Origin of the sequence: Primorskyibacter sp. S87 (assembly GCF_049801055.1) — a bacterium.
Lineage (GTDB): Bacteria > Pseudomonadota > Alphaproteobacteria > Rhodobacterales > Rhodobacteraceae > JBNAGF01.
In genome coordinates this window covers 175,658-189,120 of sequence record NZ_JBNAGF010000010.1, presented here as the reverse complement: position 1 = coordinate 189,120, position 13,463 = coordinate 175,658, and the positions used below count along the sequence as shown (strand labels likewise).

13 protein-coding genes are annotated in these 13,463 nt (G+C 58.5%); 11 read left to right on the top strand and 2 right to left on the bottom strand.

Annotated elements, in window-relative coordinates; translation table 11 throughout:
• Positions 1 to 63 precede the first annotated feature (63 nt).
• Positions 64 to 996 carry an IS5 family transposase gene (locus tag ACP15U_RS16710; RefSeq protein WP_425043710.1) on the top strand — a complete coding sequence of 311 codons (933 nt, stop codon included), beginning with the start codon at positions 64 to 66 and terminating at the stop codon, positions 994 to 996.
• Here the strand turns inward: ACP15U_RS16710 and ACP15U_RS16705 are convergent.
• Positions 977 to 1,558, bottom strand: a complete 582-nt coding sequence (locus ACP15U_RS16705; protein WP_425046292.1) for a DUF268 domain-containing protein — start codon at positions 1,556 to 1,558, stop codon at positions 977 to 979. The genes ACP15U_RS16710 and ACP15U_RS16705 overlap by 20 nt on opposite strands.
• A gap of 500 nt (positions 1,559 to 2,058) precedes the next feature.
• Here ACP15U_RS16705 and ACP15U_RS16700 point away from each other — a divergent pair, with 500 nt between their 5' ends.
• Positions 2,059 to 3,198: an SPFH domain-containing protein gene (locus tag ACP15U_RS16700; protein WP_425046291.1), complete on the top strand. Its 1,140-nt coding sequence runs from the start codon at positions 2,059 to 2,061 to the stop codon at positions 3,196 to 3,198.
• A gap of 4 nt (positions 3,199 to 3,202) precedes the next feature.
• Positions 3,203 to 4,291: a TFIIB-type zinc finger domain-containing protein gene (locus tag ACP15U_RS16695; RefSeq protein WP_425046290.1), complete on the top strand. Its 1,089-nt coding sequence runs from the start codon at positions 3,203 to 3,205 to the stop codon at positions 4,289 to 4,291.
• A 63-nt stretch (positions 4,292 to 4,354) separates the two neighbouring features.
• On the opposite strand, the gene ACP15U_RS16690 is transcribed toward ACP15U_RS16695, so the two are convergent.
• Positions 4,355 to 4,774: an Hsp20/alpha crystallin family protein gene (locus tag ACP15U_RS16690; protein WP_425046289.1), complete on the bottom strand. Its 420-nt coding sequence runs from the start codon at positions 4,772 to 4,774 to the stop codon at positions 4,355 to 4,357.
• A gap of 159 nt (positions 4,775 to 4,933) precedes the next feature.
• Here ACP15U_RS16690 and ACP15U_RS16685 point away from each other — a divergent pair, with 159 nt between their 5' ends.
• The 8 genes from ACP15U_RS16685 (at position 4,934) to ACP15U_RS16650 (ending at position 13,418) form a co-directional block, all read left to right on the top strand.
• Entirely contained in the window at positions 4,934 to 5,608 is a 675-nt protein-coding gene (locus tag ACP15U_RS16685; protein ID WP_425046288.1) for a nitroreductase, read from the top strand.
• A complete protein-coding gene (locus ACP15U_RS16680) occupies positions 5,605 to 6,525 on the top strand; it encodes a PfkB family carbohydrate kinase (RefSeq protein ID WP_425046287.1) in 921 nt (306 codons plus the stop codon). Before ACP15U_RS16685 ends, ACP15U_RS16680 begins: the two co-directional genes overlap by 4 nt.
• Positions 6,513 to 6,950, top strand: coding sequence for a D-aminoacyl-tRNA deacylase (gene dtd, locus ACP15U_RS16675; RefSeq protein WP_425046286.1), 438 nt, complete (start codon positions 6,513 to 6,515; stop codon positions 6,948 to 6,950). The genes ACP15U_RS16680 and dtd overlap by 13 nt, the downstream gene beginning before the upstream one ends.
• Positions 6,950 to 8,056, top strand: coding sequence for a DUF4147 domain-containing protein (locus tag ACP15U_RS16670; protein ID WP_425046285.1), 1,107 nt, complete (start codon positions 6,950 to 6,952; stop codon positions 8,054 to 8,056). The genes dtd and ACP15U_RS16670 overlap by 1 nt, the downstream gene beginning before the upstream one ends.
• 351 nt (positions 8,057 to 8,407) lie before the next feature.
• The gene (locus ACP15U_RS16665) at positions 8,408 to 9,997 is read left to right on the top strand and encodes an ABC transporter substrate-binding protein (RefSeq protein WP_425046284.1); all 1,590 of its coding nucleotides are present in this window, start codon (positions 8,408 to 8,410) and stop codon (positions 9,995 to 9,997) included.
• Between the two features lie 15 nt (positions 9,998 to 10,012).
• Positions 10,013 to 10,969, top strand: coding sequence for an ABC transporter permease (locus ACP15U_RS16660; protein ID WP_425046283.1), 957 nt, complete (start codon positions 10,013 to 10,015; stop codon positions 10,967 to 10,969).
• Entirely contained in the window at positions 10,966 to 11,781 is an 816-nt protein-coding gene (locus ACP15U_RS16655; RefSeq protein WP_425046282.1) for an ABC transporter permease, read from the top strand. Before ACP15U_RS16660 ends, ACP15U_RS16655 begins: the two co-directional genes overlap by 4 nt.
• Complete coding sequence (locus ACP15U_RS16650) at positions 11,778 to 13,418, top strand: ABC transporter ATP-binding protein (RefSeq protein WP_425046281.1); 1,641 nt, start codon at positions 11,778 to 11,780, stop codon at positions 13,416 to 13,418. The genes ACP15U_RS16655 and ACP15U_RS16650 overlap by 4 nt, the downstream gene beginning before the upstream one ends.
• The last annotated feature ends 45 nt before the right edge of the window (positions 13,419 to 13,463 follow it).

Here is a 13,463-nt window from a genome sequence, read left to right as displayed (position 1 = left end):
GGCTTTGTTGCACAAATCGGTTGAGGGATTCACTGTGTGAATCCAGCGTGATAGCTGTGCGTCATGAGCAGTTGGGCCCCCACGAAATACAAGACCAGGAATTGGTCATCTTACAATGAGGCGTTGAGACGGCGCGGGTCGCTGTCGATTTGGTTTGACCCTGATATGGTCTGGGTTCCGCCACCGAGCGGCAAGCGCGGTCGGCGACACAGCTTTAGTGATGCTGCGATCCAAACCTGCCTGACGATCAAGGTGCTGTTTGGCCTTCCGCTCCGACAGACGACAGGCTTTGTGGAAAGCTTGTTGCAGTTGGTCGGGCTGGACTGGGCAGTTCCCGATTTCAGCACGCTGTGCCGCCGCCAGAGGACGCTGAACGTGGACCTGTCGTATCGTGGCAGTACCGGCCCGCTGAACCTTCTGGTTGATAGCACAGGCATCAAAGCTGAAGGTGAAGGCGAATGGAACGCACGCAAGCATGGCGGTCCCAAACGACGCATTTGGCGCAAGATACACATAGGGATCGACGAGGAAACGTTGGAGGTTCGAGCGGTCGAGGTTACCAGCAGCAACATCGGTGACGCGCCCATGTTGCCTGAGTTGCTGAACCAGATCCCCAACGACCAGGACATCGGATCAGTAACCGGCGACGGGGCCTATGATACGCGCAAATGCCATGACGCGATTGCCGCCCGGAATGCCCACGCTGTCATTCCGCCGCGTAAGAACGCCAAGCCGTGGAAACCCAGCAGCGCCGGAGCCATCGCCCGGAACGAAGCGGTTAACGCCTCACGATACTTGGGCCGCGCCATTTGGCGACAATGGAGCGGATACCACCGAAGAAGCCGTGTCGAGACCAAGATGCACTGTGTGAAGCTGATGGGGCAAAGTCTCATGGCGAGAGACTTTGATCGGCAGGTCGCAGAGATCCAAATCCGTGTCGCAGTCCTCAACCGCTATACCGCTCTTGGCATTCCCGTCACAGAAGCCGTAGGCTAAATCCGTCCGGGGAAAGGGGAAGTCCCATCCTCACAGGATTTGTGCAACAAAGCCCCTCAAAACCGAAACTGGCCTCCACCTCCCAACCATCTATCAACTCAGGGAACCTTTTGCGCCCGTAAATCCGGTTCGAGTTGTAGACGATCTTGTCCAACCCGATGGGAACCGCAAGATACATACGACCACCAGGCTTGATCAGATTTCGCCAACGCCTCATCGCGTTCAGATCGGCATCTGCGGACAACGGATCTCCGTATCGTCCAAGACCATCGTGTTCGAAAGATGAAATTGAGAACGCCGCATCAAATTTTTCATCCAATTCATTGACCTGTTCCGCGTGAACAAAGGTGAAACGCGTATCATTGAAATCAATCGGATTATACTCCACGGTAATCGGCTGCGCACCTAATTGAATGCAAATGCATTCGTACCATGGCCCGAAACCCTGATCCGCCGAGCCAATTACAGCCACACGCATTCCATTGATCGGGAACTGCTCCAGAGCCTCGTATAGCCACTTGTCTATACCTCCATAGACACCACATTCGCGGCGCTGAACCATCTGAAGCGGCTGCTCTATCCGCTCAGATGTGTATACTGTTTGTTCGCTTTTGGTCAGATCGAGATATGCACGGAAAAACGGACTTTCCCCGGCCCATCGTGTAACCTTCTCGAAGATCAGGAGATATCCAATACGGAGGAATTCGTTTAATACCCAGAAATCCCAACGAGTTGTCCACGAAGAATTTTGGATACTCGAACATGAACTTAGCTATTCGAAAGGCTCTCAGAATCGAATTCTTCATCACAAATCCAAACTACTTTTTTCGGCGCTTCAACCTCAAAGCGCCAACTTAATCAAAACAACTTCGCACGGTAGGTTGAGGTCTCAGTGAATGCAAGCTGTGCAATGAACACGCAAGAGTAATCAACCGCCGGTTTTGCAGGCCGCAGTTCGTCTTCACTCAGCTTGACCCCGATGAAAAAGTAGCGGTTATTTGTCGAGTTGGTGTTTCGGTCCGGACTATCCTGTTCGGGTATTAGCAGATCTGGAGTGTTACGATGGGTATTTTCGATTTCCTGACAGGTGAGTTTATTGATGTCATTCACTGGGTGGACGACACGCGCGATACGATGGTCTGGCGGTTCGAACGCGAGGGGCACGAGATCAAGTATGGGGCGAAACTGACAGTGCGCGAAGGTCAGGCAGCGGTCTTTGTCCATGAGGGGCAACTGGCGGATGTATTCACGCCGGGGCTCTACATGCTGGAAACCAACAACATGCCGATCATGACGACACTCCAGCATTGGGATCATGGGTTCAAGTCGCCGTTCAAGTCCGAGATCTATTTCGTCAATACGACGCGTTTCAACGACCTCAAATGGGGGACGAAGAACCCGATCATGCTGCGTGATCCCGAATTCGGACCAACCCGGATCCGAGCCTATGGCACCTACACGATACGGGTCAGCGATCCGGCCCGCTTTCTCGTGGAAATCGTCGGAACCGATGGCGAGTTCACGATGGACGAAATCTCGTTCCAGATCCGCAACATCATCGTGCAGGAATTCTCTCGCGTGATTGCCGGGTCCGGTATCCCGGTGCTGGACATGGCCGCGAACACCGCTGATCTGGGTAAACTGATTGCGGCGGAGGTCTCGCCGGTTCTTGATGGATACGGCCTTGAAATGCCCGAATTCTACATTGAAAACATCTCCTTGCCGCCGGCAGTTGAAGCCGCGCTGGACAAACGGACGTCCATGGGACTGGCCGGAGATCTGGGCAAGTTCACGCAATACTCTGCAGCCGAAGCGATGACGGCAGCCGCCACAAACCCCGCCGGCGGAGGCATGGCGGCAGGGCTTGGCGCTGGCATGGGAATGGCGATGGCGCAACAGATGGGCACTATGGCAGCGGGTCAGCACCCGGGGCCTTGGGGGCGTCCCGCGCCCGCTGCCCCGCAACCGTCGGCGCCCCCCGCACCGCCGCCGCCGGTGGAGCATGTCTGGCATGTCGCAGAAAACGGCCAGACCAAAGGTCCGTTCTCCAAGGCCCGGTTGGGCCGCATGGCCGCCGAGGGAGATCTGACCCGCGACAGCTTCGTCTGGACCGCCGGACAGGACGGCTGGAAGAAAGCCGAAGACGTTCAGGAACTGGCTCAACTTTTTACCATCCTGCCCCCACCGCCGCCCGGAGGTTGACGACGTGGCCCAGGCGGAGCACCGGTTTCCCTGCGAGCAATGTGGAGCCGACTACCGGTTCAATCCCGGTGACGGCACGCTGACATGCGATCATTGCGGACATTCCGAGCCCATAACGGCAGGTCCTTGGCAGGGCGGAAAACTGCGAGAGCTGGATTTCCGCTCGGCTGTGACCGAGAGCTTGCCCGAATCCGAAATGGAGGAAACACGGGTTCTAAGCTGCCCCAACTGTGCGGCGCAGGTTGAGTTCGACCCGGCCACGCATGCTGCAGAATGCCCGTTCTGCGCCACGCCCGTCGTGACCGACACCGGCACCCACCGTCACATCAAGCCCAAGGGCGTTCTGCCATTTGCCATGTCGGAAAGGCAGGCGCACAAGGCCATGAGCGACTGGCTGGGCCGGCTTTGGTTTGCGCCGAACGGACTGAAGGACTATGCCCGCAAGGGTCGCAAGATGCAGGGGATCTATGTCCCCTACTGGACGTTCGACGCCGACACCCAATCCCGCTATGCGGGCGAGCGCGGAATTGTCTATTACGAGACCCGAACCGTGATGCGGGACGGCAAGCGCGTTCAGGAACAGGTCGCCAAAGTTCGCTGGACACCGGTGCGCGGCCGGGTTGCGCGGTTTTTCGACGACGTTCTGGTGCTGGCATCGCGCAGCTTGCCGAAAGCCTATACCGACGCGCTGGAACCCTGGGATCTGCCGGCGCTGGAACCCTACCAGCCGCAATATCTCGCCGGTTTCCGGGCCGAAGGCTATACCGTCGATCTGGACGAAGGGTTTGCCGAGGCGCGTGGCTACATGGCCCGCGTAATCGAACGGGATGTGAGGTTCGACATCGGCGGAGACCGACAGCGCATACATGACATCGATACCGACGTGTCAGCAGTGACATTCAAGCATGTTCTGCTGCCGGTCTGGCTTGCAGCCTACAAGTATCGCGGCCAGACATTCCGCTTTGTAGTGAACGGGCGCACCGGGAAAGTTCAGGGCGAACGCCCGTGGTCAGCGATCAAAATCACGGTTGCGGTTGTTCTAGGACTTTTGGTGGCGGCCGGTCTTGGCTACATGGTGGCAACGAACCAATAGTCTCGTCGCAAGCACAAGTCGGGTCACCGGCCGCCATTCCCGCTGGGGCGATTCATGGGGGAATCAGGTGCGGGAAATCTTGATCTTCTTGGCTGCCTCGGGCTCTGCCAGCGCCTTGCGCGGCACGGTCACATGAAGGACACCATCCTTCATCCGCGCGCTGGCTTTTTCGCCATCCGCGTCTTCCGGCAATCGGAAAGAGCGGCGGAAGGCGCCATACTGACGTTCCGAGAAATACCAGGTGTCACCCTTTTTTTCTTCGTGGGTTTTCTTTTCCCCACGGACAGTTACGACACCCTCCTCAACTGTCAGATCGATATCTTCGTCTGACACACCCGGCAGCTCCATTGAAATGTCATAAGCGGCATCATTGCCAGATGCCTCGGTTGCCGGGCTCAACCAGTCAGACAACTTGTTGCCCAAGTTGCGGAACGGGTCGTAAAGCGAAGGCCAAAGGCTGCCGTGTTCAGATTTTTCAACCATTTCGGATCCTCCTTCATTGCTCCAAGTTTATTCTGTTTGGCTGGATATTGCCTTGATCCGCCGCAAGTTTCGCCCCCTTGCGCCTGTTGGCCCTCGCCGCCATTCTGCAACCCGAAACAACAAAGTGCCAAAACAGAATCGGCAAAGGGGAGATCCACAATGTCTGCTTCACTGGATCAACTCGATGCGTTGATGTCTGCGCGTCATTCCTGCCGGGCTTTTCACCCCGACCAAGTTCCGCAAGACGTAATCGAGAGGATCGTGACGACTGCTGGACGGGTGCCGTCTTGGTGCAACGCACAACCGTGGGCAGTGACCATCACAAGCGGCGCGGAAACCGATCGCTTTCGCACCGCCCTGCAGGACGAGGCGAGCACGGGCCGCCCGGAACCTGACTTGCCCTTTCCCACGGGTTACTCCGGGGAATATCAGCAACGCCGTCGAAGCTGCGGATGGGCGCTTTATCAGGCGGTTGGAGTGGAAAAAGGCGACCGTGCCGGATCAGCCAGGCAGATGGCGGAAAACTTCTCGCTATTCGGCGCACCTCATTGCGCAATTCTCCATAGCCCGGTCGAGCTTGGACCCTACGGCGCTTTGGATTGCGGCGGTTTTGTTACTGCGTTCTGTCTCGCGGCACAGGCGCTTGGTGTCGGGACAATCCCGCAGGCGGCCGTGGCGGCTTTTAGCCCGTTTCTGCATCGCTACTTTGAGATTGGCGACGACAGGCAAATCCTCTGCGCCATCTCCTTCGGTTACAGCGACTCCGACCACCCGGCCAACAGCTTTCGCACCGAACGGGCCGCGTTGAATGACATCGTGAGCTGGAGAACGTGACAACGCCGGTGATCCTGTGTTGCGGCGAAGCGGTTCTGGATCTGGTGCCGGCACCGCTTGCCGATGGAAGCAATGGGCTGAGCCCGGTTCCGGGCGGCGCAGCTGTTAACACATCCGTAGCGCTGGCGCGCCAGAACGTGCCCAGTGGATTTCTCGGGGCGCTCTCTCGCGACACGGCCGGTGACCTCATGGCCGGGTACATGCGGCAAGAAGGTGTCGACCTGACATTGACCCCACGATTGACAGAACCATCAACGATTTCGTTTGCCCGCCCCATTCCCGGTGGAACGCACTTCGATCTGCATGACTTCGGGTCCGCAGGTCAGGCCTTGCGGCGCTCGCATCTTCCGGAACTGTCCGATACCACCCGAACGCTGGTTCTGGGCGGCATCAGCCTGATCCCGGACTTGTCCGGCGCAGCATTCGAAACACTGGCAGCGCAGGCCGGTCCGCGGCTGGTCTGGCTGGATCTGAACATCCGCCCCGGTCTGGTGACAGACCCCGACAGCTACCGCGCCCGCCTGAACCGGATGATGTCATGGGCTGACGTGATCAAGGTATCGGACGAGGATCTCGACTGGCTGGGCTGTTCGAGCGAAACTCTGAGAGATCACCATCCGAACGCAATGCTGCTGCACAGCAGGGGGGCCGACGGAGCCGAAATCTGGAGCGGCGAGATGCATGCCGCCCTGCCCTGCCGCACTGTGCCTGTCGTGGACACTGTGGGTGCCGGCGATATCCTGAATGCCGGCATGCTTGCCTGGCTCTATCATGCCGGATTGTTGCACCGCCCACTGACACCGGATCACCGCCAACTCACCGAAGCCCTTGCCGCCGGGATCGAGGCGGCGACCTTTTCGGTTTCGCGCCCCGGCAGCTGTTCTCCTAACCGCGAGGAAGTCTCATGCGCGCCCTGATCCAACGTGTTTCCAAAGCCAAGGTGTCGGTTGATGGAGAGCTGATTGGCGAGATCGGCTCCGGACTGCTGATCCTGATCTGCGCTATGCAGGGCGATGGCGAGCCACAGGCCGACCAGCTGGCCGCCAAAATCTCAAAACTGCGCATTTTTAAGGATGAGGCAGGCAAGATGAACCGGTCCCTTCTGGACACCGGCGGGGCCACGTTGATCGTCAGCCAGTTCACGCTTGCAGCCGACACCAAGCGCGGCAACCGACCGGGCTTTTCCGAGGCGGCTCCTCCGGCCGAGGGCGAGCGTTTGTACGAGTACTTCGCCGAACAGGTTGCAGCACTGGGCATCGAGGTGGCAACGGGCCGTTTCGGGGCGGATATGCAGGTGGAGCTGACCAATGACGGACCGGTGACGATCTGGATGGAGACTTAATGCAACTGTTGAAAGAACTGTGGCAGGCCGGTGTCGATGCGGTCGGCGGTTATCGGGCGACGCAAACAGCGCTCAGGGGAATAGACCGCCCTGACAGGGTCCTCGCAGTCGGCAAGGCGGCGGCCGCAATGGCCCGCGCTGCCAGCGAACAATTTGACGGTGTCCCGACGCTTGTTGTTACCAAAGATGGCCACGGTGATGAATTGGGTAAGGTTCTGCCCGACCAATTGCATCTGATCGAGGCCTCTCACCCGGTTCCGGATGCGCGATCTCTGGCCGCCGGAAAGGCGCTCAGACAGGCTGTATCTGAGATGCCGGGCGGGTCGGATCTGTTGTTGCTGGTCTCTGGCGGCGCCTCCTCGCTGGCCGAAGATCTTGTCGACGGGTTTGACCTACCCGATCTTGCAGCGCTCAACCGGCGTCTTCTCTCACAAGGGCTAGACATCGCGGCGATGAATGCCGAACGACGCCGTATCTCCCATATCAAGGGCGGAGGATTGCTGGCGGCGTTTCACGGGCGCCGGGTTCGGGTTTTGGCCATTTCTGACGTTCCCGGAGATGACATCGGGGTCATAGGATCGGGGATCGGACTATGTCCGCCCGAGGCCAGGTTCGAATGCAAGTCATCTGTCATCGCCAGCAACGAAATCGCGCGCGCTGCGGTTGCCAAGGCGGCCCGAGCCCACGGTCTTGCCGTGTTGGACAACGAAGAATCCCTCCATGCGTCGCTGCCGGATCTGACCAGATCGCTGGGCTCCCGCCTGCGCGATATGCCCAGGGGCGTGATGATCCTGGGCGGAGAGCCAACCGTGACCCTGCCTGCCAATCCCGGGCGTGGCGGTCGAAATCAGGCGCTTGCCCTTGCGCTGGCCGGCGAGATCGCCGGGCGACCGGATCTGCACCTTATTGTTGGCGGTACGGACGGCACGGATGGCCCGACGGACGCGGCCGGCGGTGTTGTGGATGGCACCACGTGGGGACCCGGCGCCCGCGAAGCGTTGCAGCGTGCAGACAGCGGAACCTACCTTGCGCAAGGCGGCGCGCTGCTTGAAACAGGCCCGACAGGAACCAACGTCATGGATCTCGCGATCGCCCTGCGGCGATAGCCCCGATCTGACCCCGCTCTGGGGTGCATTGATTCACTCCAACAGAAAGAACCGGAGGAAATCCCTTGATCCTGCACGCAATCCGGAGCGCTGGTTCGCCAGCGGACCAAAAAAATTTGCCAAGTTACTTCAGAACAAGCCCTGCCTCGCCAGCGGTGGAAAAGCCAGAATCCGACAGTCTCTTGGGAGTTCGCGACATTGCGCAGGCATTTATGCGAACAAGCCTTCGCAACGGCAACTTGCTGCCGCAAAGGATAATGCTTGCCCGACAAAAGGAAATGCGCAAACCTTGACCCGCCAATCAACAAAAATACCGTGCCAAAGGCGCGAACAACCAACCGGGAGAAATTCATGAAAGATCAAATTGACTATATGGCCGGCCGTGTGACGGCAGGCAAAATGACACGACGCGAGTTCATGGGCAAAGCGGCTGCATTGGGGATTTCAGCCGTTGTCGCATCGAACCTGTATGCCACAGCGGCCAAAGCCGCAGGCCCGGTCAAGGGTGGCACCATCCGGATGGGGATCCAGGGCGGCGAATCCACCAACTCACTTGATCCGGCCCTTGCAGCCTCGACCGTACCGACCGTGAACCTGCGGAACTATGGTGAAACGCTTGTCAACGTCGGGCCGGACGGAAGCATCGAAAACCGGATTGCCGAAGAAGTCGAAGCGTCAGCCGACGCCAAGACCTGGTCGTTTAAGATCCGCAAGGGTATCGAATTCCACAACGGCAAGACGGTTACAGCGCAGGACGTGCTGCGCACGCTGGAACGCCACTCGAACGAAGACGCCACATCGGGTGCGCTGGGTATCGTTCAGGGCATTGAAAGCATGAAGGCCGATGGCGACAATTTCGTGGTTACGCTGGCCAGCCCGAGCGCCGACCTTCCCTATCTGTTGGCGGACTATCACCTGGTGATCCAGCCCGACGGCGGCTTTGACAATCCCGGCGCCGGGATCGGCTCGGGCCCGTACACGGTCGCGGTTGACGAGCCGGGCGTTCGTCACGGTTTCAAGAAATTCGCGAACTACTGGGACGACTCGATCGGCCATGCCGACGAGATTGAGGTCATCGCGCTGAACGACGCCACCGCCCGTACCGCCGCGCTGCAGTCAGGCCAGGTGCACATGATCGACAGGGTTGAGCCCAAGATCGCACAACTTCTGAGCCGCGCGCCCAACATCGACGTGAAAACCGTGTCCGGCCCCGGCCATTATGTCTTTATTATGCATTGCGACACGGCACCGTTCGACAACAACGAGCTGCGAATGGCGCTGAAGCTTGCGATCAACCGCGAAGAAATGGTGGACAAGATCCTGCGCGGATACGGCACGGCGGGCAATGATTTTCCGATCAACAAGGCCTATCCCCTGTTCGACGACAGCATTCCTCAGCGCGCGTATGACGCGGCCAAGGCGGCAGAGCATTACAAGGCTTCAGGCCATGACGGTTCGCCGATCATCCTGCGCGTGGCCGATGGTGCCTTCCCCGGGGCTGTGGACGCTGCGGCGCTGTTCCAGCAGTCGGCACAGGCCGCAGGAATCCCGCTCGAGATTCAGCGCGAGCCCAATGACGGATACTGGTCGGAAGTCTGGAACAAGCAGCCTTTCTGCGCATCCTACTGGTCGGGTCGCCCGGTGCAGGATCAGATGTACACAACCGCGTATCTGTCCACCGCAGACTGGAACGACACCCGCTTCAAGAACGCTCAGTTCGACGAAATGCTGATCTCAGCCCGTAGCGAACTGGATGATGCAAAGCGCAAGGACATCTATTCCAAGATGGCCACTCTGCTGCGTGACGAAGGTGGTCTGATCTGTCCGATGTTCAACGATCAGGTCGAAGGTGTATCCACCGATATTGGCGGCTGGGTCGAAGATCCCAACCTGTCGATGATGAACTGTATGGCCGGTATCAAATGTTGGCTGAACGCCTAAAGGCGAGAGGCTGATATGCACCCCGTACTGAAACTTTTTGTCCAGCGCCTTGCGCTGGGCATTCTCCTGCTTTTTGCCTCGTCAGCTCTGATTTTCGGCCTGACCGAAATCCTTCCGGGAGACGCCGCTCAGGCGGTGCTTGGGCAAACAGCTACACCTGAAAACCTCGCCAACCTCCGCAAAGAGATGGGGCTCGACCGGCCTGCCACGACCCGATACTTCGAATGGTTGGGTGGCATTATGACCGGCGATATGGGCACGGCCCTTACAAACAAGCTGGACATTGCAACGTCGATCAAGAGCCGATTGGGCAACACCTTGTTCCTTGCCTTCTGGGCCGCTCTCATCTCTGTCCCGCTGGCAATCATTCTGGGGCTGATCGCTGTGCGCTATCAGAACCGTTGGCCGGACAAGGTGATCTCGGGGGTCACTCTGGCTTCGATCTCTCTGCCGGAGTTCATGATCGCCTATATCCTGATCTACTATTTTGCCGTGAAATTGTTCTGGGCGCCCTCGTTCGCCAACCTGTCTCCGTCGATGACGCTGGGGGAACAATTGCACGCCATTTCGCTGCCGGTAGCCGTGCTGACGCTTGTGGTTCTGGCTCATATGATGCGTATGACCCGCGCCGCGATCCTGAATGTCATGCAATCGGCCTATATCGAAACGGCAGAACTGAAGGGTTTGACCGGCTTTCAGGTCATTTATCGTCACGCCTTTCCAAACGCGATTGCCCCGATCGTCAACGTGGTGATGATCAACCTCGCCTACCTTGTCGTAGGCGTGGTCGTGGTCGAAGTGGTCTTTGCCTATCCGGGTATGGGACAGTATCTGGTGGATGCGGTGGTAAAACGTGACGTTCCCGTCGTTCTCGCCTGCGGTGTGATCTTTGCGGCGGTCTACATCATTCTGAACATGGTTGCCGATCTCGTATCGATCCTGGCCAACCCGCGCCTGAGGCATCCGAAATGAAGAACATACCCATTTCCGCGCTGATCGGGCTGTTCCTGACGTCCCTGTACTTTCTTGCGGCGCTGTTTGCCCCGATGATCGCTCCCTACGGTATGGCCGAAGTTGTGGGAGATGTCTGGGAACCCCGGTCAAGTGAGTTTCTTCTCGGCACCGACCAGATTGGACGCGATCTGCTGAGCCGTATGATCTATGGCGGCCGCACGACGATTTTCATCGCTACGGCGGCAACAATTCTCAGCTTTACCACCGGATCGGTGCTGGGCTTTTTCGCCGCCGTGATGGGGGGCTGGGTCGATCAGGTTCTTTCGCGCTTTGTCGACCTGATGATGTCTATCCCGTCCCTGATCCTTGCGCTGGTGATCCTGTCCTCTATCGAGGCAACGGTCGGCACATTGATCGTTCTGATGGGACTCCTGGATTCCACCCGGGTCTATCGTCTTGCTCGGGCCGTCGCCGTAGACATCTCAGTGATGGACTATGTGGAATCCGCGCGCCTTCGCGGTGAGAAGCTGGGCTGGATCATCTTCCGGGAAATCCTGCCGAATGCGCTGTCTCCACTGGTTGCCGAAATGGGGTTGCGCTTCATCTTTATGGTGCTGTTCATCTCGACCCTCAGCTTCCTTGGCATCGGTGTTCAACCGCCGCTGGCCGATTGGGGCGGGATCGTGAAAGAGAACAAGGAGGGCATCAACTTTGGCATCGGTGCGGCCCTGTGGCCTGCTGTCGCCATCGCCACGCTGGCGATCTCGGTGAACCTTGTTGCGGACTGGATCCTCAACCGAACCACCTCGCTGAAAGGAGGCCGGGGATGAGCGAAGACACATTGCTGAAAGTCCGCGACCTGAAGATCGGCGCCACGGTCTACCCGCCCGGCGAAAAACCTCACGACATCGAGATCGTGCACGGGGTCAGCTTTGACCTCGAGCGCGGCAAGGTGCTTGGCCTGATCGGGGAATCCGGCGCCGGCAAATCCACGATCGGGTTAGCTTCGATGGCTTATGGCCGCGGCGGTGTCAAAATCACCGGCGGCGAGGTTTGGGTAAATGGGCGGGACATTCTGAAAACCTCGATCAAGGATGTTCGCAACCTGCGCGGCGGCGAAGTGACATATGTTTCGCAATCTGCGGCTGCGTCGTTCAATCCGGCAAAGAAAATCATGGACCAGGTGATCGAGGCCGCAGTTGAACAGAAAAAGTTCTCGCGTAAGGAAGCAGAAGAGCGCGCCCGCGTTCTGTTTGCAAAACTGGGCCTTCCGGATCCGGACAATATCGGCGAACGCTATCCGCATCAGGTATCGGGCGGCCAGTTGCAACGCTGTATGACCGCGCTTGCCCTTTGCCCCGAACCCGATCTGGTGGTGTTCGACGAACCCACCACGGCGCTTGACGTGACCACCCAGATCGATGTGCTGATGGCCATCAAGGAAGCAATCCGCGACACTGGGGTAGCCGCATTATATATCACCCACGATCTGGCCGTGGTCGCGCAGGTCAGCGATGACATCATGGTGCTTCGGATGGGGGACACGGTGGAATATGGATCCACCGATCAGATCATCAACGCACCAAAGGAAGACTATACAAAGGCACTGGTCTCGGTCCGCTCTATCGAACATGAAGAGAAGTCACCGACGCCGGAACCAGTTCTGCGCGTTGAAAATGTCACCGCACGATACAAGGGCACCCCAATCGACGTCCTGCATGACGTGACTGTGGATCTTCATCCCGGGCAGACCCTTGCCGTCGTCGGAGAGTCTGGATCCGGGAAATCCACGCTGGCGCGGGTTATCACCGGGCTGCTGCCTCCGCGCTCCGGATCCATACAGTTTGCCGGGCGCTCACTTTCGTCGGACCTTGCCGGACGAAGCCGGGAGGATCTGCGCGAACTTCAGATGATCTACCAGATGGCTGATGTCGCCATGAATCCCCGCCAGACGGTCGGGACCATCATCGGACGGCCGCTGGAGTTCTACTTTGGCCTGAAGGGTTCCGAAAAACGCAAACGCGTGGTGGAACTGCTGGACGAAATCGAGATGGGCGAGTCGTTCATCGACAGGTATCCTGCGGAACTGTCGGGCGGTCAGAAGCAGCGTGTGTGCATTGCACGCTCGCTTGCAGCCAAGCCCAAGATGATCATTTGCGACGAAGTCACCAGTGCCCTTGATCCATTGGTTGCAGACGGGATCCTCAAGTTGCTTCTTGACCTTCAGAAGATCGAGGACGTGGCCTATTTGTTCATCACGCACGACCTCGCGACGGTCAAGGCGATCTCGGACACCATTGCCGTCATGTATCAGGGCAAGGTGCAGCGATACGGATCCAAGACCGATGTTCTGACACCGCCATTCGATGACTACACCGACCTGCTTCTGAGTTCGGTGCCCGAGATGCGTCTGGGATGGCTGGAAGAAGTCGTCGAGCACCGCAAGATGGAGAGCGCAGGGAACTGACGCGAAACTGATGAAATTGCCTGATCCCGGCGCGATCTACGTGTC

Excerpts from the sequence above, each read along its gene's own strand:
- ACP15U_RS16710 (WP_425043710.1), top strand. The coding sequence starts at position 64 with ATGAGCAGTTGGGCCCCCACGAAATACAAGACCAGGAATTGGTCATCT.
- ACP15U_RS16700 (WP_425046291.1), top strand. The coding sequence starts at position 2,059 with ATGGGTATTTTCGATTTCCTGACAGGTGAGTTTATTGATGTCATTCAC.
- ACP15U_RS16665 (WP_425046284.1), top strand. The coding sequence starts at position 8,408 with ATGAAAGATCAAATTGACTATATGGCCGGCCGTGTGACGGCAGGCAAA.
- ACP15U_RS16685 (WP_425046288.1), top strand. The coding sequence starts at position 4,934 with ATGTCTGCTTCACTGGATCAACTCGATGCGTTGATGTCTGCGCGTCAT.
- ACP15U_RS16650 (WP_425046281.1), top strand. The coding sequence starts at position 11,778 with ATGAGCGAAGACACATTGCTGAAAGTCCGCGACCTGAAGATCGGCGCC.
- ACP15U_RS16690 (WP_425046289.1), bottom strand. The coding sequence starts at position 4,774 with ATGGTTGAAAAATCTGAACACGGCAGCCTTTGGCCTTCGCTTTACGAC.
- ACP15U_RS16705 (WP_425046292.1), bottom strand. The coding sequence starts at position 1,558 with ATGGTTCAGCGCCGCGAATGTGGTGTCTATGGAGGTATAGACAAGTGG.
- dtd (WP_425046286.1), top strand. The coding sequence starts at position 6,513 with ATGCGCGCCCTGATCCAACGTGTTTCCAAAGCCAAGGTGTCGGTTGAT.
- ACP15U_RS16670 (WP_425046285.1), top strand. The coding sequence starts at position 6,950 with ATGCAACTGTTGAAAGAACTGTGGCAGGCCGGTGTCGATGCGGTCGGC.
- ACP15U_RS16655 (WP_425046282.1), top strand. The coding sequence starts at position 10,966 with ATGAAGAACATACCCATTTCCGCGCTGATCGGGCTGTTCCTGACGTCC.
- ACP15U_RS16660 (WP_425046283.1), top strand. The coding sequence starts at position 10,013 with ATGCACCCCGTACTGAAACTTTTTGTCCAGCGCCTTGCGCTGGGCATT.